This is a genomic window from Microbacterium galbinum (genome assembly GCF_023101185.1).
Classification (GTDB): domain Bacteria; phylum Actinomycetota; class Actinomycetes; order Actinomycetales; family Microbacteriaceae; genus Microbacterium; species Microbacterium galbinum.
In genome coordinates this window covers 2592107-2611588 of the sequence record NZ_CP078077.1, presented here as the reverse complement: position 1 = coordinate 2611588, position 19482 = coordinate 2592107, and the positions used below count along the sequence as shown (strand labels likewise).

The window sequence follows — 19482 nt, the reverse complement described above, 5'->3', positions numbered from 1 at the left end:
CATCCGCACCGCGTCCGGGCGTCGTCGTTGTGGATAACTCTCGGCCCGTTTCGCGGATATCTGTGAGCATGGGTCGCCATGAGCACTTTCTCTCGGCCGCGTCGCGCCTTCTGGGGCGACCTCCGCTTCCTCATCGGCATCGCCCTCGTCGGGGTCTCCATCACCGGAGTCTGGCTGATCGTGTCCTCCGCGGACTCCGCGACGCCGATCCTGCAGGCCGACCGCACGATCATCCAGGGCGAGGCGATCACCGCCGCGGACTTCCGCGTCGTCGACGTCTCCCTCGGAGCGCTGACCGACGACTACCTGCAGCCCCAGGATCTTGAGTCCGGTCAGGTCGCCGCTCGGACCATCGCGGAGGGCGAGCTCGTCCCGCACACGGCATCCGGGAGGGCCGACGACAGTCGGAGCACCACGCTCGTCATCGAGAGCAGCATCAGCATCCCCGAGGGCGTCGACGCGGGCACGGTCGTCGAGCTCTGGCAGGCGCCGCTGCTCGAGGACGGCCGCACGCACGACGCGCCGCGCATCCTCGTCGCCGATGCGATCGTGGCGGAGGTGCTCGATTCCGAGGGGATGCTCTCCGCTTCGCGCAGCGCCGTCGAGATCGTGGTCGACCGCGCCGCTGTCGCCGACGTGCTCGCAGCGATCTCGGGCGGCGCAGCCCTCTCGGTCGTGCCGGTCGGTGCGGGGTCATGACGGGACTGATCCTCGCCGTCGAGGAGCCGCGCGCGAGCGCTCTCGCCCGCGAGCTCGAACTCGAGGGCGAGCACATCATCGCGATCGTCTCGGCCACCTCGGCGACGACGCTCCTCTCCGGCGCCCAGGCGCTCGTGATGCCCGCGAGCCGGGAAACCCTCACGCCCGAGCTGGTGTCGGCCTGCGACCGGGCGGGCGTACGGATCCTCGCCCTGGGCGGTGCGGAGAGTCGCCTGCTCCAGAAGTTCGGCATCGGGCCCGGGTTGCCCGTCGATGCCACCGGCTGGCAGATCTCACGCGCGCTCCGGACGCCCGCAACGATCCAGGACCCCGCGCGCGGCGACCTCCCGCATCGTCTGATCGCCGTGTGGGGACCGCACGGCTCCCCCGGACGCTCGACCGTCGCGATGCTGCTGGCCGTCGAACTCGCGCGTCTCGGTCGACGCACCGCCCTCGTCGACGCCGACACCGTCGCGCCCTCCCTCGCCCTGCTCCTGGGTCTCGGCGATGACGCCCCCGGGATCGCCGCCGCCTGCCGCCGTGCCGAGCTCGGCGGGCTCGACAGCGCGGAACTCACCCGCCTCGCCACCGCGGTGCCGACGAGCGCCGGAGACCTCGATGTGCTCCCCGGCATCAATCGCCCCAGCCGATGGCCGGAGCTCTCGGCCTCCCGCCTCACCCGTGCCCTGCAGACCTGCCGGGAATGGACCGAGGAGACCGTCATCGATGTGGCGGGTTCGTTCGATGCGGACGAAGAAGCCACGTACGACGTTCTCGGCCCCCGCCGGCACGCCGCGACGACGGCCGCCCTGAACGAGGCGGATGCGATCATCGCCGTCGCCTCGGCTGACCCCCTCGGCATCAGCCGATTCCTCCGCGACTACGCCGAGCTGCGCAACCTGACGACTCCGACGCCGGTCACCGTCGTCGTCAATCAGGTTCGCCCGGGGCCCCTGGGCCTGGATGCCCGCGGGCAGATCCGGAACACGCTCGATCGGTTCGCCGGCATCACCGATCCGCTGTTCCTTCCGCACGACCAGCGCGCGGCGGACGCCGCTCTCCTGCACGCCCGACCGATGTCGGATCTGACCCCGCGATCAGCACTCGTCGCCGGCGCGCGGCGCCTGGCGGCCGTGCTGGCCCCGGGTGCCGCGCCGACGACTAGTTCTGCCGATAGCTCGCGAGGAAGTTCCCGAGCCGCTCGACTGCTTCGCTCAGCACGCGCGGCTCGGGGAGCGTGACGATGCGGAGGTGATCGGGAGTCGGCCAGTTGAACCCGGTGCCCTGCACGAGGAGGATCTGCTCGGAGACCAGCAGGTCGTACACCAGTCGCGCGTCGTCGCGGATCTCGTGCACGTTCGGATCGAGTCGCGGGAACGCGTAGAGCGCACCCTCGGGCTTGACGCACGATACGCCGGGGATCGACTCGAGACCCTGCCAGGCCACATCGCGCTGCTCGTGCAGCCGCCCGCTCGGCGCGATCAGCGCGTCGATGGACTGCACTCCCGACAACGCCGCCTGCACCGCATGCTGCGAGGGCACATTCGGGCACAGACGGGTGGAGGCGAGGAGGGTGATGCCCTCGAGGAAGCCCTTCGCGTGCTGCTGCGGCCCGGTGATGACGAGCCAACCCGAGCGATACCCGGCCACACGGTAGGTCTTGGACAGACCGTTGAAGGTCAGGCAGAGCAGGTCGGGCGCAAGCGTCGCGGTCGGAATGTGCACCGCGCCGTCGAACAGGATGCGGTCGTAGATCTCGTCCGAGAGCAGCAGCAGCTGGTTCTCCCGCGCGATCTGCACGAGCCCCTCGAGGACCTCGCGGGAGTACACGACACCCGTGGGGTTGTTCGGGTTGATGATCACGAGCGCCTTGGTGCGCGGCGTGATCTTCGAGCGGATGTCCTCGAGGTCCGGCTGCCAGCCGTTGTCCTCGTCGCAGAGGTAGTGGGTCGGCGTCCCTCCGGCCAGGCTCGTCATCGCGGTCCAGAGCGGATAGTCCGGCGCCGGGATCAGCACCTCATCGCCCTCGTCGAGAAGCGCCTGCATGGTCATCGTGATGAGCTCGGAGACGCCGTTCCCGAGGAAGACGTCCTCCGGTCCGAAGCGCGGGAAGTCCTCGATCTCCTCATAGCGGCTGACGACCGCGCGGCGTGCCGAGACGATACCCTTGCTGTCGCTGTACCCGTGTGCGGTCGGCAGTGCGGCGAGCATGTCCTGGACGATCTGCTGCGGCGCATCGAAGCCGAAGATTGCAGGATTTCCGGTGTTCAGCTTGAGGATCTTGTGACCCTCTGCTTCCAATCGCGCCGCCTCGACGAGGGCGTTTCCGCGAATCTCGTACAGGACGTTCTTGAGCTTCGACGACTGGTCGAAGTGGCGCGTTGGTGTCATCGCCCAAGCCTACAGGGACGAAAAGAGGGCCAATCCACATGGACTGGCCCTCTTCTCCGGGTGAGATCTACTTCTTCTTCTTGCCCTGCGCCCGACGCTGCTCGCGGTTGCCGGCGGCCGGAGCCGGAGCATCCGTGCGCTGCCCGAATGCTCCGCGCGGGGCCTCCTCGGGCTCGGCCTGCGGTGCCTGCGTGCGCGCAGCGGCCTGCCGCAGGCGGTCGGTCGCCGCCTGCTGGACCTGACCGCGATCGTTGCGGACCTCGACCTCGCCGGCGTCGTTGGCGGCCGAGTACTCCAGACGCTGTTCGGTGGCTCCCTCGGCGAGACCCTTCGCCTCGACCTCGGTCACCTGCGAGTCGCCCGCACGGCGCACCTCGACCTCGAGGTTGTAGAGGTAGCCGACGGACTCCTCCTTGATCTGTCCCATCATCGACTGGAACATCGCGTACCCCTCGCGCTGGTACTCGATGAGCGGGTCGCGCTGAGCCATCGCCCGCAGTCCGATGCCGTCCTTGAGGTAGTCCATCTCGTAGAGGTGGTCTCGCCAGCGACGGTCGAGAACCTGCAGCACCACGCGCCGCTCGAGCTCGCGCGTCGCCGCCTCGCCGAGTGTCTCCTCGCGGGCCTCGTACGCGATCTTCGCGTCGGAGAGCAGTTCACGGGTCAGTCCGTCCGCGGTGATGCCGCCCTTGCGACCGGCCGCCTCGGAGACGACCTCGTCGATCGTGACGCTCACGGGGTACAGGGTCTTGAGCTCGGTCCACAGAGCGTCGAAGTCCCAGCTCTCGTTGTGGCCCTCGCCCGTGTGATCGCGGACGACGCCGCTGATGGCATCCTCGATGAAGTGCTGCACCCGACCGGCGATGTCATCGCCCTGGAGGATGTGCCGGCGATCGGCGTAGATGGCCTCGCGCTGACGGTTGAGGACGTCGTCGTACTTCAGGACGTTCTTGCGCATCTCGGCGTTGCGCGCCTCGACCTGCGACTGCGCGCTGCGGATGGCACGCGAGACCAGACCCGATTCGATCGGCACGTCGTCGGGGAAGTTCGTGCGCGAGAGGATCGCTTCGGCGGCCCCCGACTGGAAGAGGCGCATGAGGTCGTCTGTGAGGCTGAGGTAGAACCGGCTCTCGCCCGGGTCGCCCTGACGGCCGGAACGACCGCGCAGCTGGTTGTCGATTCGACGCGACTCGTGCCGTTCGGTTCCGAGGACGTAGAGACCGCCGGCTTCGGTGACCTTCTCGCCCTCCTCTGCGACGATGCCCTTCATCGACTCATAGGTCTCGTCCCAGGCCGCTTCGTACTCCTCGGGCGTCTCGACAGGGTCGAGGCCCTTCGACTTGAGCTCCTGGACCGCGAGGAACTCGGCGTTTCCACCGAGCATGATGTCGGTACCGCGACCGGCCATGTTCGTCGCGACCGTGACCGCTCCCAGACGTCCGGCGCGGGCGACGATCTCGGCCTCGCGCGCGTGGTTCTTCGCGTTGAGCACCTCGTGCTTCACGCCCTTCTTCGCGAGCAGACGCGAGAGGTATTCGCTCTTCTCGACGCTCGTCGTACCGACCAGGACCGGCTGACCTGCGGCGTGGCGCTCGGCGATGTCCTCGACGACCTGGGCGAACTTCGCGGTCTCGTTCTTGTAGACCAGATCAGGCTGGTCCTTGCGGATCATCGGCCGGTTCGTCGGGATCGGGATCACGCCGAGCTTGTACGTCGACATGAACTCCGCGGCCTCGGTCTCGGCCGTACCGGTCATACCGGCGAGCTTCTCGTAGAGACGGAAGTAGTTCTGCAGGGTCACGGTCGCGAGCGTCTGGTTCTCGGCCTTGACCGGCACCGCTTCCTTCGCCTCGATCGCCTGGTGGATTCCCTCGTTGTAGCGGCGTCCGACGAGGATTCGGCCGGTGTGCTCGTCGACGATCATGACCTCGTCGTTCATCACGACGTAGTCGGTGTCCTTCTTGAACAGCGCGAGCGCCTTGATCGAGTTGTTCAGGAACGAGATGAGCGGGGTGTTCGCCGACTCGTAGAGGTTGTCGATGCCGAGGTAGTCCTCGACCTTCTCGATGCCGGGTTCGAGCACTCCCACGGTGCGCTTCTTCTCGTCGACCTCGTAGTCGACGCCCACCTCGAGGGTGCGGGCGATCTTCGCGAACTCGGCGAACCAGCGGTTGGCCTCGCCGGAGGACGGACCGGAGATGATGAGCGGGGTGCGGGACTCGTCGATGAGGATCGAGTCGACCTCGTCGACGACGGCGAAGAAGTGCTCGCGCTGGACGAGGTCCTCCTTGCGCCATGCCATGTTGTCGCGCAGGTAGTCGAAGCCGAACTCGTTGTTCGTACCGTAGGTGATGTCTGCGGCGTACTGCTCGCGGCGCACGGCCGGGGTCTGACCCGAGACGATGATGCCCGTGGTCATGCCGAGGGCGCGGTACACGCGTCCCATCAGCTCGGCCTGGTAGCTCGCGAGGAAGTCGTTGACCGTGATGACGTGGACGCCCTTGCCGGCGATCGCGTTGAGATAGGCGGGGAACGTCGCGACGAGCGTCTTTCCCTCACCCGTCTTCATCTCGGCGATGTTGCCGAGGTGGAGCGCGGCGCCACCCATGATCTGCACGTCGTAGGCGCGCATGCCGAGCGTGCGCTTGGCCGCTTCGCGGACGGCGGCGAACGCCTCGGGCATCAGCTGGTCGAGCGTCTCGCCCTTCTCGAAACGTGCACGCAGTTCGGCGGTCTCGTTGCGCAGCTCGTCGTCGGTGAGCTTGGAGATGTCCTCTTCCAGCGCTCCCACGGCTTTGACCACCTGGTTCAGGCGGCGGATGACCCGCCCCTCGCCGGCGCGCAGCAGCTTCTCAAGAGGATTGGCCACGGATGTCATCTCCCTGTTGGTGGGTAAAGTGCCGGCGCACGACGGAGCGTGCCCCAGGCATGTGTTGTCATGTTACCGGGCCGTGACCTCCACGTCGCCTGCATGGCCGCGCTCCCACGCTTTTCCAGGTATGCATATGCTGGGAAAACACTTCAGGAGGTGACGATGTCCGTTCGGCAGAGTCTGCTCGCGATCCTCGACCAGGGGCCGTGCTACGGCTACCAGCTGCGGCACGAGTTCGATCGACGCACGGGGGCGCGCTGGCCGCTCAACGTCGGTCAGATCTACAACACGCTCGAACGGCTCGAGCGGGACGGGCTCGTCACGAGACTCGATGCGGATGCCCAGGGGCACATCTACTGGCAGATCACCGCCGACGGATCGGCCGAGGTCGCCAAATGGCTCTCCTCCCCCGTCGTCCGCGCGACCGCCGTCCGCGACGAGGTCGCGATCAAGCTGGCCGTGGCGGCCACACTGCCCGGCGTCGACGCGCGTGCGGCCATCCGGGCGCAGCGCGCCGAGACGCGGGGGCACCTGGTCCGCCTGCGCGCGGAGGCGACGACCATCGGGGATGCGGACGACGCCGAGCAGCTCGCCCGCTCGCTCGTCATGGACTCCCTGATCTTCGCGGCGGAGGCGGAGGATCGCTGGCTCACCCATCTCGAGGAGCGGCTCGCGGCGCACCCCCGGCACGCCCTCGCCCTCGGCCTCACGCAGGAGCGCCCCAAGCGCGGTCGCCCGTCGAAGAGCTCCGGCGGCGCGGTGCTGATCTGAGGCATTGCCGCGAAACCCGCGTTCGCCTGGAGCGGATGCACAGGCATCCGCTCGTCCGTGGAAAGTAGGATCGGGTCATGGCAGGTATCTGGGGCAGACGCAAACGCGAACAGGAAGCCCTCGCGGTCCAGGACGCAGATCTCGCACGCCGGGCGGAGCAGGCGCTCGTCTCCGCCGATGAGCGGATCCGATCGACATCCGACGAGCTGGCATTCGCCGAAGCCGAGCTCGGGGAATCGCTGACCGGCGATCTGAAGAAGGCGCTCGCCGCCGTCCGCACCCACCTGCGCGAAGCGTTCCAGTTGCACCAGCTCAACCACGACGAGATCCCCGACACCCCGGAGGAGTTGCGCACGCGCAACGCGCGCATCATCCAACTGTGCGACTGGGCGCAGGATCTCCTCGACGAGAAGACCACCGTCCTCGCCGAGTCGGTCGCGAAGGTGCGGCGGGCACCCGAGGTGATCGCCAAGGTGCGGGCGGATGCCGAGACTCTCAGTGCGCGCATCCCGGCGACGACCGCCACGATCGAGCGTCTTTCCTCCCGCTACGCCCCCTCGGCGATGACGCAGATCACCGCGAGCGCACGCGAGGCCGAGCAGCTCATCGCCTTCGCTGTGCACGGGGCTTCGGTCTCGGAGCGTCGCCGCGCCGCCAAGCAGAACGAGGAGGCGAACCTCGCACTCGAGACCGCCACAGAGGCGACCCGACGCGCCGCCACCCTGCTCGACGCCGTCGAGGATTTCGAGATCGAAGCGCTGCGCGCGGAGTCCACTCTGGCCGAGGTCATCGCCGACTCACGCGGTGACCTGATCGCCGCGCGCAACGCACCGCAGGTTCCCGCGGTCGCCGCCGCCGTCTCCGCCCTCCAGGAAGCGCTGAGCGCTCTCACCCCCTCGGGAACTCCGAACGATCCGTTCGCCGAACTCTCTCGCCTGCGCGACGCGAACACCGGCCTCGACGAGGCGATCGCGACCGCCGAGCACCGTGCCGCCAACCCGCTCCCCTCTGTCGCCCAGGTGCAGCACGCCATCGATGACGCCGACCGCCAGCTCGGAGTCGCCCGCGGTCTCATCTCCGGCCACCGCGGGTGGATCGGCGCCGACGCCCGCACGCGCCTTGCCGAATCCGAGCGGCTGCGGGTGGATCTGAACGACCTCCTGCCCGCCGAAGAGACGCGCGAGCAGGCGCTCCTCGTCGCGCGACGCGTGGCACACCTCGCGTCCGAGGCGCTCCAGCTCGCTCAGCGCGACATCGATTCTTCCCGCCCGCAGGATCAGGGCTGGGGCGGCGACGGCGGATGGGGCGGCGGCGGTTGGGGCGGCGGCGGCCGACGCGGAGGGGGCGGCGACATCGCCTCCGGCATCCTCGGCGGCCTCGTCATCGGCAGCCTCCTCGACGGCATCTTCGACTGACGCTCCGCATACGAGAAAAGCGGCCCGGTCCCCTTTCGGGGCCGGGCCGCTTCCGTGCTATCAGGAGGCGAGAGCCTCAGCGGGCGGGGCCTGCGCGCTCAACGCGATGACACCGTAGTCCCAGCCCTTGCGGCGGTAGACCACGCTCGGGTGATCGGTACGAGCGTCGACGAACAGGAAGAAGTCGTGTCCGACCAGTTCCATCCGGTCGACGGCCTCTTCGACCGTCATCCACTCGGCATCGAAGCTCTTCGTGCGGATGACGACGGGCGAGTAGGTCTCCTCCTCGTCGTTCTGCACCGGGATGTTGCCGGTGGCCACGGCCCGCAGGACGTCGACGGATGCCGGCTCGACATCGATCCCCTCAAGGGCGCCGCTGCCCTTCTCGAAGTGCGCGCCGCGGGGGTGCTGCCGCCCGTCGACTCGCTTCTCCTTGGCACGGCGCAACTGCTCAGCCATCTTGTCGACCGCGAGGTCGAGTGCGACGAACTTGTCGCCGTCGGTCGCCTCGGCACGGACGACCGGGCCCTTGCTCACCAGCGTGAGCTCGACGGTCTCCTCCGGCACCTGGCCGTTGCGGTAGACCCGGTGGGTGACCTTCACGTCCAGTCGTTGCGCGCGAGCCGCGAATGTCTGGATCCTGGCGATCTTCTCTTCGACAACGGTTCGGAAGCGATCGGTGATACCCACTCCGACGCCAACGATGCTCGTTTCCATTGCTGCCTCCTTGTCCCGGTCCTCCCGGCCAAGGGCGGACCGTGGTCGCCTTGTGACCCCCCACGCTAGTCCGCTTGGGTGCGGATGTCACGGGTCACTTCCTCCGTGTCGGGGAAGAGTCTCCGATGAGTCTCCCGTGACGCGGCGTGGCGGCGAGCGCGACCGCACCGACGACCCGATAGCCCGCCTCGGTGAGCGCTCGCGCGGCCTCGTCGAGCGTCGCCCCGGTGGTCACGACATCGTCCACCACCAGCACGGGAGCACCGTCGCCACGCCGACGGGCGGTCATGCTGCGCCGGACGTTCGCGGCTCGCGCCCGGGCATCGAGGCCGCGCTGATCCGCCCGACGTGCGACTGACCGCAGCAACGGGGCCGGAGCGGCACCGGCTCTGCGCAGCAGGAGCTCCGGCACCCGATAACCCCGTCTCCGGAAGGCCGACCCCGACGTGGGCACCGGCACGACATGATGCGCGTCCGCCACCAGCGGCGCCAGCACCCCGGCGAGCGCGGCGCCGAGCGGGGCCGCGAGCAGAGTCTCGCCCTCGCCCTTCAGCCGCCGGATGCACCGTGCGGCGACACCCGTGAAATCCAGAGCCGCCCGCACCTCGAGTCCGCGCGGGGTGCGCACCGTCCGAGGCGCGGGGCGCAGCTCGGCACGACACCCTGCGCAGAGCACCGTCCCCCCTGCACTGCAGCCCGCACGCGATGCGGCCAGGAGGAAGGCGAGCAGTTCATCAGCGAGGGATGCGAGGTTCGAGATCGCAGGCATCCGTCGATCTTCACGCGCCGACGGCAGACCGTCCGTCCGTACGCCCACGTTTCGGAAGAGGAGAGGGCTCTCCCACGCTGGTGCAGGAAGAGACGGGCGTCACTGCCCCGCGCGCGTGGCCAGCACGCGTACACCGGTCGCGACCTCTCGCCACGCCGATCCGGCGTGCGCGAGGAGGGCGCCGTCGGTCGACAGCACCCGCACGCCCGATACGGTCCTGGCGCCGGAGAGCGCGGTCGCGCCGGTCGGGGCGGATTCGACCGTCGCGGTCCCGCCGACCACCTGGGTGAGCAAGTCGGGACTCGGCGAGTCCGCCAGCACCGCCAGGCGGTAGTCGCCGACCCAGACCAGTCCCTGCACGTCGCCGTCGACACGGGTCTGCTGCTTCATCGGTCCCAGCTCGGTCGGAACACCGCTCTCATCACGCACGACCGCGGCGACCACGACCCAGCGCTGGCTGCCCACCTCGATCACCGCGGCGATCCTCGAGCCGTCCGCCGATACCCGCATCTGCAGGACGGCCGAGGCATCAGGCCACGCGTTCGCCACGGGATGCGACATCCGGTCGCTGCCCCAGACGAGCACCTCGGTGGGACTCGCCGTCGGCACCGTCCAGGTGTAGTCGTACGGATCGAGCGACGGAGCGATGAGACCGCCCCGTACATCGGGTTCATCGAGTCGGCCGTCGCCGACCAGATACGCGCGTCCATCGACGAGCTGGACCGCCGCCATCCCGTCGTCCGCCGCGACGTCGATCGCGGCGATCGGCTCCGAGATGCTCAGGATCTCGTCGCTGAGTCCGTCGATCGGGGAGACCTCGTCTCCCACGATGGTGCCGAATGCGCCATCGGTGAGCACGAGCGGGCCGGATTCCTGCGGGGGCACGACGACGTTCACGACCCCGGCGTCGAGCGTGCGACCGTCGACGGTGAACCGCACCTGCGACACGTGCACCCCCGATGCGCGCAGGGTCTCCTGCAGTTGCGTGCGCATCCGGGCGAGCGTCTGCGTCTCGAGAGCCGCGGCCGGGCGGGTCAGGGCGACCTCCGCCACCTGATTGGCATTGATCGGCACGGCATCCTGCGCGAGCTGCACATCGGCGGGGAAGGCCGTCTGCACGGCGGGCTCGAGCCACGAACTCGGCGACCCGCTGATCAGAGCCTGCACCACGGTCGTCGCGATGCTCGTGCGACGCGGGAACCAGCGCACATCCGGCACGAGTCGCGACCAGGTGCGGTCGAAGTACTGGAGGGGATACCCCTCGAACACGGTCGAGAAACGCTCCTCATCGATGACGATGCCATCGGGCGCCTGCGAGATGCGCCACTCCCCCGCATCGGTGCGCTCCAGGGCGAAGGCGAGGTTCGCCGGCCCCGCCGCCGAGGAGTACTCCCCGGAGGAATCGACGCTCGCCACCTGGTCGAGCTGCACCTGCACGTCTGCGGCATCCGCGTCGTCGACGTCCTCGTCGAGCACCGAAGAGGATACGGCCCGGTCCGTGGCGGAGGCGTCGACGGCCACACCCGTGCTGGGGCGCCAGGATCGCTGCATGTCGGGAGTGAGGAACCGGCGGGCGATCTCCCAGTTCTCGGCCGGCGTGATCGCCGCCTCCATGAAGCCCTCGACGATCTCCCGGGGGCCCGCACCCGGCGCGGGGCCGGAGGCGAGAGGGAGGAAGTCCGCGTCGTCGGGCGACTCGCCCAGCTCCAGGCCCACGTTCACGTCACCGGACGTCGGCAGACCGGTGCACGCGGTGAGCAGCACCAGGCTCGCTGCGGCGAGCGCGATGCCCCGCAGGAGGTTCCTCATCCGTGCAGCACTCACGGGGCCTCACCCCCGTCGAGCATCTCGCGTCGCACGTCCGTGAGCGAGAGGGGCTGCGTGGCATCGCCGAGTTCGGCGAGGGAGTCCTGGGGTTCGACGGAAACAGGGCTCGGCCCGTCGAGCGTCGTGCCGTGGCGAGGAAGGGTGAGCACGAAGTTGGTGCCGGCGCCGAGCTCCGACCACACCGACAGGGTGCCCCCGTGGAGTGTGGCATCGCCGAGCGCGATCGACAGCCCGAGTCCGGTACCCCCGATGGTGCGCTGACGCGACGGATCGGCGCGCCAGAACCGGTCGAACACGCGTTCGGCATCGGCCGGGTCCATCCCCAACCCGAAGTCGCGCACCCCGGCGGCGACCGCGTGCTGGTTGCTGTCGACGGTGACGACGATCGGACGCCCCTCACCGTGTTCGATCGCGTTGCCGATGAGGTTGCGGAGCACGCGGCGCACCCGACGCGGATCCATGTCGACCGGGGAATATCCCCCGGGAGCGACGAGCCGCAGCTCCGTGCCGTGACCGTCGGCGAGAGGACGCATCTGCTCGATGACGTCCTCGGCGACGTGCGCGAGACTCGTCGCCTCCAGCTCGAGCTGCACCGACCCTGCGTCGTATCGGCTGATCTCGAGGAGGTCCGACAGCAACGTCTCGAAGCGCTGCACCTGGGCGTGCATGAGCTCGGCCGCCCGCGCCGTGACCGGGTCGAAGTCCGCACGCTGATCGTTGAGCATGTCGGCGGCGAGACGGATCGTGGTCAGCGGCGTGCGGAGCTCGTGCGAGACGTCGGACACGAACCGCTGCTGCACCATCGACAGCTCCCCGAGCTCCTTGATCTGCGCCTCGATGCTGTCGGCCATCGCATTGAACGAGCGGCCCAGCGTCGCGAGTTCATCCTCACCGTGCACTTCCAGGCGCACGGCCAGATCGCCCGAGGCCAGTCGCGCACTCGTCTCCGCCGCCTGGATGATCGGCGTCGAGACCGTGCGCAGGACGATCCACGAGATGGCCGCGACGATCGCGACCAGGCCAATCCCCGCGATCCACAGCGTCCGCTGCACGAACACGAGGGTCTGATCGGCATCCGACAGGTCGTACGCGAAATAGATCTCGAAGGGGCCCGCCTCGGGTACGACGACCTGCTGCCCGACGATGATGCCCGGCACCTCTCCCCCGCCTTCGACGGGGAGGGCGACCGACTGCCAGGCCTGGCGGTCGTCGAATTCCACGACGCGTGCGCGGAGGCCGTCGCTGAGCAGGCTCGCGCTGAGTCCGGCCGTGAAGCCGTTGAGGCGGACGCCGTTCGCATCGGCGTCGATCCGGATGCCGGTGAGCTGATCGGCGTTCGAGTTCTGCGCGAATCCGGCCTGGATCGTGTTCCACAGGTCGGCGAGGGCTGCCGGGTCGTCGCCGACCTCGGCGACGTCGAGCGTGCTCTGGGCGACGTCGACCGCGCGTCGGGCGTCTTCGAGCGCTTGGTTCTTGCGCGAGACGAAGAGGTCGTTCTGGATCACGAGCGCCATGGTGACGCAGGTGATGAGGATCGCGAGGGAGGTCGCGAGCAGGGTCACCGCAAGGGTGCGGAACCGCAGCGATCTGCGCCAAAGGGAGCCCAGAACCGTCGGCCAGCCGCGCCAATCGCGCAAAACGGCGACCGCCGTGGTGGTGGCTGTCGTCACGGCCATGGGCGTGTCAGACAGCGCTCCCGGCGCGATAGCCGACTCCGCGGACCGTCATCACGATCCGCGGGTTGTCGGGGTCGAGCTCTACCTTCGCGCGCAGTCGCTGCACGTGCACGTTCACGAGACGCGTGTCGGCCTTGTAGTGGTAGCCCCAGACCTGTTCGAGCAGCATCTCGCGGGAGAACACCTGCTGCGGCTTGGAGGCGAGAGCGACGAGCAGCTGGAACTCGAGAGGAGTGAGGGCGATCGGGTCCGTGCCGCGGCGCACCTCGTGCGCATCGACGTCGACGGTCAGATCGCCGACGCGGAGCTGCTCGCTGGTCGTCTGCGGCACGGGACGGAGCCGCGTGCGGATGCGGGCGACCAATTCCTTCGGGTTGAACGGCTTGACCATGTAGTCGTCTGCGCCCACCTCGAGACCCCGAACGACGTCAGCGGTGTCGGTGCGAGCCGTGAGCATGATGACGGGCACACCGGACTCGGCGCGGATGCGCGTGCAGATCTCGATCCCGTCCATGCCGGGGAGCATCAGATCGAGGAGGACGAGGTCCGGGCGCTGTGCGCGCCACTCGTCGACGGCACGTGCTCCGTCGGCGCAGAACACGGGCTCGAATCCTTCGGTGCGCAGCACGATGCCGATCATCTCGGCGAGCGCGGTGTCGTCATCGACCACAAGGATGCGTGAGGTCATAACTGTTACCTTATGGCACTCGGTCTCACGTTCCCCAGGTCTGCGCGCCAACACCGGGGATATGGCACGATGGAGGCGCACGACGGAGGGAAGTGCTGTGAGCGCCCAGACCTGGACCCCTGCCCGGAAGAAGGGCATCATCCCCCTGCATCCGATGACGTTCGGAATGCTGCTCGGGAAGGCGTTCGCCGCGCTGCGGCACAACCCCAAGGTTCTGTTCGGCTTCGCCGTCATCCTCCAGCTCGCCGTCCTCATCCTCGCGGCGCTCGCGATGGGGCTCGTCCTCTTCACGACCTTCTCCCGACTCGAGACCGTGTCGACCGCGAGCCCTGACTTCGAGGCGGTCGCTGCCGGAACCATCGCGATCAACATCATCGCCGGCATCCTGGTCGGTCTCGCTTCGGTCGCCGTCACCGCGATCATGCAGGGCGTGATCGCCGCCGACGTCAGCTACGCCACGATCGGCGAGAAGGCCACGCTGCGAATGCTGTGGCACCGGATGACTCCGGCCTTCTGGCGTCTCGTCGCATACTCGGCGCTCGTCATCGTCGCCGTGTTCGGCCTCATCATCGTGGTCGCGCTCATCCTGTTCGGGATCATCGCCGGTGGCATCGCAGGCGGGATGGGAGCCTCCCCCGAGACGGTCGGCCTCATCGTGCTGGTCGTGGTCATCTTCTTCCTCGCCTGCATCCCCCTCTATGTCTGGCTCAGCACCAAGCTGATGCTCGTGCCCTCGATCCTGGTGTTCGAGCGCGCGCGGCTCAAGGACGCGATCGTGCGCTCGTGGCGGCTGATCCGCGGCCGTTTCTGGGTCGCCTTCGGTGTGAGCTTCATCATCAGCTTCATCATGGGCATCGCGATGAACGTGGTGGCCGTGCCCGCGCAGCTGTTCGCCCAGATGTTCGGCACGGTGCTCGTGCCCACCGGCGACCCCGAGCCCAGCGCGATCATCGGCATGATCCTCCTGCTCCTCGCACCGCAGATCCTCACCCTCGTGCTCCAGGCGATCACTCTGGTCGTGCAGAGCACGAGCGCGGCTCTCATCTACCTCGACTCCCGTATGCGGTATGAGGGGCTCGACCAGACTCTCGTCTCCTACGTGGAGCGCAGCGACATGGGGTGGACCGAGGAGCAGCTCGGGGACCCCTACGCGGTCGACCCGGCGCGGGCCGTCTCGAGCGCACCCCCGCCCAAGGCCGTGCCCGACTACGTCCTCCTCTCGCAGTCGTACGCGTATCCCGCGCCCACGGGTGCGCCGCAACAGCCCGGGTATCCCGGACCGTACGGATACGCGCAGCAGCCGGCGCAGCCCTCCTCCCCGCCGCAGCCCCCGCAGTACGGCTACGCGCCCGCACCGCAGACCTACGGCGCCCCGCCCACTCCCCCCGCGTACACCGCACCGCCCGCACCCCCGGCGTACAGCGCACCGCCCGCTCCCGCGACACCACCCGCGGCGGCACCGCCCGCAGCGGCACCGTGGACCGCTCCGGGCGACGGTGACCCCCGGGCATGATCCGACCGTTCGACGACCTGTTCGTCCCGGACGGCGACGACGCGCGCCGCTGGGCCGAAGAAGAGTTGAGCAATCCGCGCTACGCCGATGCCGAGCCCTCGTGGTTCGACTACCTCGCGCGGGACATCGCCCGATTCATCGGCAACCTCTTCAGCTCTGACAACGGCGCAGCCGTCGGTCCCTCCGCCCTCGTCATCGTCTGCATCCTGATCGGTGCCGCGCTGATCGTCGCTCTGATCGTCTGGGGGCGCCCGCGACGCTCCCGCTCCGTCGCTCGGGCCCGCACCGACCTCCTCGGTGCCGACGACGACCGCTCGGCGGCCCAGTTGCGCGCCGAGGCGGAACGCAGCGCCCGTGCCGAGGACTGGGATGCCGCCACCGTCCTGAGGTTCCGCGCGATCGCCCGTGACCTCCTCGAGCGCGACATCATCGACCCTGCTCCGGGCGCCACCGCCCAGGCCATCGCCCGAGAGGCCAGCGCGGTCTTCCCCGACGAGTCGGCACCGATGCGCAGCGCCGCGACAGCGTTCGACGACGTCCGCTACCTGCGTCACCCCGCGACGCCCGAGTCCTACGCCGCCCTGGCCGCCACCGACGAGCGCCTGCGGTCCCGCAGGCCGGCGGTGGTGACCGCATGACCGTCACCGAGGAGCGCATCACCCCTCCTACCACCGCGGAACCGACAAGACGCCTGCGCTCGATCATCGGTTGGGTGATCGTCGCCGCGCTCGTCGTCGGTGTGGCGTGGGTGGGGCTCCAGATCGCCGCGACCGCCCCGAGCGAGCGCCGTTCACTCGACCCCGAGGGCCGTGGAGATGCGGGCGCGCTGGCGCTCGCCGAGATCCTGCGGGACCAGGGGGTCGAGGTCGACGTGTATCGCTCGCACGTCGAGGCGCGGGACGCTCTGGACGAGAGCACGACGCTCGTCATGACCAATCCGTACACACTCAGCGATGAGGGTCTCGCCGACCTGATAGGGCCGGCCGACCGTGTCGTCTTCCTCTCGGTGGGAGCTCACCTGCTCGACGACCTCGATCTCGGCGCCTACTCCTCGGCGCCGCTCGCCGAGGTCGACGCGCAGTGCACCGCCGGGGAGTTCGCCGAGGTCGGCACGATCGAACCCGATCGACTGATGACTCCTCACTCCGGCGTGGAGTGGTGCTTCGGCGACGAAGAGGGCGCGGCCGTGCTCATCGACGACAGCGATGGTCGACGCACCTCGATCGTCGACGGCTCCCGCTTGTTCAGCAACGCCTATCTCGCCGAGAACGGCAACGCCGCGCTCGCGCTCGCCCTGCTCGGCCAGACCGATCGCGTGGTCTGGTACGTCCCCTCGCTCGGCGATTCCGACATCGAGGCGACGTCTCCCGACACGCTGGGCACTCTGACGCCGCCGTGGGTCACCCCGGCGATCATCCTGCTGATGCTGTCCGGCGCTGCGGCCGCCCTGTGGCGCGGCAGACGGTTCGGTCCGCTTGTCGCCGAGACGCTGCCGGTCACGGTCCGCGCTTCCGAGACGATGCACGGTCGCGCACGTCTGACGGCGAAGGCGGCGGATGCCCCGCACGCAGCGCTCGCGATCCGCGACGGCGCGCAGCGGCGCCTGGCCCGGCGACTCGGGCTGACGGCACGCGCGACATCCGACGAGGTCGCCGATGCGGCATCCGATCGTCTGCGCATTCCCCGGGGCACGCTCCAGGCGCTCCTCGCCGGCCCGCTGCCCACCGACGACGCCGCACTCGTCGAGCTCGCTCGGCGCCTCGCCGAGCTCGAAGAGGCCGTCGAGAAGACGCACCGAACCGCCCGCGCGACGGACGCACCATCCGCACACACTCCATCCACGACGGAAGCCGAGGACACCCGTGACCGCTGAGTACAATCCCGCCGACGACACGGCCCTGCGCGGGGCGATGCACCGCGTGCGCAGCGAGGTCGACAAGGCCGTGGTCGGACAGGCCGGCACGGTGACCGGCCTGCTGGTGTCTCTGCTCGCCCGGGGACACGTGCTGCTCGAGGGCGTCCCGGGTGTCGCGAAGACCCTGGTCGTGCGCTCGTTCGCCCGGGCCCTCGGCCTCGACACCAAGCGCGTGCAGTTCACTCCCGACCTGATGCCCGGCGACGTGACCGGATCGCTCGTGTACGACGCGCGCACGGGAGAGTTCGACTTCCGCGCCGGCCCGGTGTTCACGAACATCCTCCTGGCCGACGAGATCAACCGCACGCCCCCGAAGACCCAGGCGGCGCTCCTCGAGGCGATGGAGGAGCGCCAGGTGTCGGCCGACGGCACGAGCCGCGCCCTCCCCGACCCGTTCCTCGTCGCGGCGACCCAGAACCCCATCGAGCACGAGGGCACGTACTCGCTTCCCGAGGCTCAACTCGACCGGTTCCTCATGAAGCTCGTGGTCGGGATGCCCGAGCGCGACGCCGAGGTGGCCGTGCTGCGCAAGCACGCCTCCGGCTTCTCGCCACGCGAGCTCACCGGCGTCGAAGCCGTCGTCACCGCCGACGAGATCCGCGCAGCGCAGGCCGCCGCAGGACGCGTCGAGGTGACGGACGACGTCCTCGCCTACGTCGTCGACCTCGCCCGCGCCACGCGGCAGTCCCCATCGGTCGAGCTCGGGGCCAGCCCGCGCGCCTCGACGGGCCTCCTCGCGGCGGCGAAGGCCTGGGCCTGGCTCAACGGCTCGACGGCGGTCACGCCCGATCACGTGCAGACGATGCTCGTACCGGTCTGGCGCCACCGTCTGCAGTTGCGCCCGGACGCGCAGATGGAGGGCGTCTCGGCGGATGCCGTGCTGACCTCCGTGGTGCAGCAGACCCGGGTACCGATCTAAGTGTTCGTCACGGGTCGCCTCGCGCTCGCCGTGGCTGCGGGCGTCGTACCGCTGGTCATCGCCGGGCTCGCGGGTTTTCCGCCGTACGCGGTGCTCGGCGCGTGGCTGGGCCTCTGCGTGGTGCTGGTCATCATCGACGTCGTCTTCAGCGCGAGCCCGCGGTCGGTGACCGTGACCCGGCGCGTGCCCGCTCGTGCGCGGCTGGGCGAGGCGGTGCCGGTCAGCGTCGCCGTGCACAATCACGGGTCCCGCGAACTGCACGCGCTTCTCCGCGACGCCTGGCAACCGACGGCCGGCGCGGGAACGGCACGGCAGACCCTCGACATCCCGAGCGGCGAGCGCCGTCGGGTCGACATCCCGCTCCTCCCCCGTCGCCGCGGCGAACTGGTGAGCGAGTTCGTCGTGATCCGCTCGCGCGGCCCCCTCGGTCTCGCCGGACGGCAAGCCGTCCACCGCGTGCGGGGAGCGATCCGAGTGCTCCCCGCCTTCTCGTCCCGCAAGCACCTCCCCTCACGTCTCGCCCGGCTGCGCGAGCTCGACGGCAACACGAGCATCCAGGTGCGCGGTCAGGGCACCGAGTTCGACTCGCTGCGCGAGTACGTGCGCGGCGACGACGTGCGATCGATCGACTGGCGGGCAACTGCCCGCGCCGGCACCACCATGCTGCGCACCTGGCGGCCGGAGCGCGATCGGCACGTCGTCATCATCATCGACACCGGACGCACCGCGGCAGCCCGCGTGGGCGACGGAACACGAGCGGATGCCGCGCTCGAGGCCGCCCTCCTCCTCGCGGCTCTCGCGGCACGCGCGGGCGACCACGTGCACCTGCTGATGTACGACCGTGTCGTCCGGGCACGGGTGACCGGTGTCGAGGGCAATGCTCTCCTGCCCGCGCTGACCGACGCCATGGCCCCGGTACACGCGCGCCTCGTCGACACCGACTGGCACGGCGCGTTCGCAGCCGTGCGCACGCTGACGACTCGCCCCTCGCTGATCGTCGTACTCACCGCGCAGGACGCCGCGGAATCGGCGCGAGGCTTCCTCGGCGCTTTTCCGGATGCCTCGCGGGCGACGTCGATCCTCGTGGGCTCCGTCACCGACGAGTCGATCGTCGAGCTGGCGCAGCAGCGCGGTTCGCGCGAGGAGGTCTACCTCGCCGCGGCCGCCGAGCGCACTCTGCGCGACGCCGAGAACGTGGCGGACGCGATCCGCCGAGCGGGCGGCGAAGCGATCTCCGCTGACCCCGAGGATCTCCCGCCGCGGATCGCCGACCGCTATCTCGAGCTCAAGGCTGCAGGCCGGCTCTGAGC

16 protein-coding genes are annotated in these 19482 nt (G+C 69.5%); 9 read left to right on the top strand and 7 right to left on the bottom strand.

The features are described 5' to 3' along the window. The first annotated feature begins 78 nt into the window (after window positions 1-78). Both KV396_RS12560 and KV396_RS12555 read left to right on the top strand, forming a co-directional pair. The gene (locus KV396_RS12560) at window positions 79-699 is read left to right on the top strand and encodes an SAF domain-containing protein (protein ID WP_247955933.1); all 621 of its coding nucleotides are present in this window, start codon (window positions 79-81) and stop codon (window positions 697-699) included. After that, window positions 696-1940, top strand: coding sequence for an AAA family ATPase (locus KV396_RS12555; RefSeq protein WP_247955932.1), 1245 nt, complete (start codon window positions 696-698; stop codon window positions 1938-1940). Before KV396_RS12560 ends, KV396_RS12555 begins: the two co-directional genes overlap by 4 nt. Here KV396_RS12555 and KV396_RS12550 read toward each other — a convergent pair. Together KV396_RS12550 and secA are read right to left on the bottom strand one after the other, a co-directional pair. Then, window positions 1861-3090: a pyridoxal phosphate-dependent aminotransferase gene (locus KV396_RS12550; protein WP_247632490.1), complete on the bottom strand. Its 1230-nt coding sequence runs from the start codon at window positions 3088-3090 to the stop codon at window positions 1861-1863. The genes KV396_RS12555 and KV396_RS12550 overlap by 80 nt on opposite strands. Window positions 3091-3157: 67 nt before the next feature. After that, window positions 3158-5959, bottom strand: coding sequence for a preprotein translocase subunit SecA (gene secA, locus KV396_RS12545; RefSeq protein WP_247622860.1), 2802 nt, complete (start codon window positions 5957-5959; stop codon window positions 3158-3160). Between the two features lie 165 nt (window positions 5960-6124). Here secA and KV396_RS12540 point away from each other — a divergent pair, with 165 nt between their 5' ends. Both KV396_RS12540 and KV396_RS12535 read left to right on the top strand, forming a co-directional pair. After that, window positions 6125-6733, top strand: a complete 609-nt coding sequence (locus KV396_RS12540; RefSeq protein WP_247955931.1) for a PadR family transcriptional regulator — start codon at window positions 6125-6127, stop codon at window positions 6731-6733. A gap of 77 nt (window positions 6734-6810) precedes the next feature. After that, the gene (locus KV396_RS12535; RefSeq protein WP_247632493.1) at window positions 6811-8148 is read left to right on the top strand and encodes a coiled-coil domain-containing protein; all 1338 of its coding nucleotides are present in this window, start codon (window positions 6811-6813) and stop codon (window positions 8146-8148) included. Between the two features lie 60 nt (window positions 8149-8208). On the opposite strand, the gene hpf is transcribed toward KV396_RS12535, so the two are convergent. The 5 genes from hpf to mtrA form a co-directional block, all read right to left on the bottom strand. Beyond that, window positions 8209-8865 (bottom strand): ribosome hibernation-promoting factor, HPF/YfiA family, encoded by a 657-nt coding sequence (gene hpf / locus KV396_RS12530; protein ID WP_247955930.1) that lies wholly within the window; start codon window positions 8863-8865, stop codon window positions 8209-8211. A gap of 94 nt (window positions 8866-8959) precedes the next feature. Continuing rightward, window positions 8960-9493 (bottom strand): ComF family protein, encoded by a 534-nt coding sequence (locus tag KV396_RS12525; RefSeq protein ID WP_247955929.1) that lies wholly within the window; start codon window positions 9491-9493, stop codon window positions 8960-8962. A 240-nt stretch (window positions 9494-9733) separates the two neighbouring features. Beyond that, the gene (locus tag KV396_RS12520; RefSeq protein WP_247955928.1) at window positions 9734-11443 is read right to left on the bottom strand and encodes an LpqB family beta-propeller domain-containing protein; all 1710 of its coding nucleotides are present in this window, start codon (window positions 11441-11443) and stop codon (window positions 9734-9736) included. 11 nt (window positions 11444-11454) lie between these two features. Further along, window positions 11455-13137 carry an MtrAB system histidine kinase MtrB gene (gene mtrB, locus KV396_RS12515; RefSeq protein WP_247955927.1) on the bottom strand — a complete coding sequence of 561 codons (1683 nt, stop codon included), beginning with the start codon at window positions 13135-13137 and terminating at the stop codon, window positions 11455-11457. A gap of 7 nt (window positions 13138-13144) precedes the next feature. Next, complete coding sequence (gene mtrA / locus KV396_RS12510; protein WP_247632497.1) at window positions 13145-13825, bottom strand: MtrAB system response regulator MtrA; 681 nt, start codon at window positions 13823-13825, stop codon at window positions 13145-13147. Window positions 13826-13922: 97 nt separating this feature from the next. On the opposite strand from mtrA, the gene KV396_RS12505 reads away from it, so the two are divergent. From KV396_RS12505 to KV396_RS12485, 5 genes are read left to right on the top strand one after another with little or no spacing between them, the layout of a single operon-like run. Further along, on the top strand, window positions 13923-15338 hold the full coding sequence (locus KV396_RS12505; protein ID WP_247955926.1) for a hypothetical protein: 1416 nt from the start codon (window positions 13923-13925) through the stop codon (window positions 15336-15338). Continuing rightward, window positions 15335-15976 carry a DUF4129 domain-containing protein gene (locus KV396_RS12500; RefSeq protein ID WP_247955925.1) on the top strand — a complete coding sequence of 214 codons (642 nt, stop codon included), beginning with the start codon at window positions 15335-15337 and terminating at the stop codon, window positions 15974-15976. The genes KV396_RS12505 and KV396_RS12500 overlap by 4 nt, the downstream gene beginning before the upstream one ends. Next, entirely contained in the window at window positions 15973-17211 is a 1239-nt protein-coding gene (locus KV396_RS12495; protein ID WP_247955924.1) for a DUF4350 domain-containing protein, read from the top strand. The genes KV396_RS12500 and KV396_RS12495 overlap by 4 nt, the downstream gene beginning before the upstream one ends. Window positions 17212-17248: 37 nt before the next feature. Next, window positions 17249-18172, top strand: coding sequence for an AAA family ATPase (locus KV396_RS12490; protein ID WP_247624703.1), 924 nt, complete (start codon window positions 17249-17251; stop codon window positions 18170-18172). Further along, the gene (locus KV396_RS12485; RefSeq protein ID WP_247955923.1) at window positions 18173-19480 is read left to right on the top strand and encodes a DUF58 domain-containing protein; all 1308 of its coding nucleotides are present in this window, start codon (window positions 18173-18175) and stop codon (window positions 19478-19480) included. It abuts the gene before it with no gap. Window positions 19481-19482 lie beyond the last annotated feature (2 nt).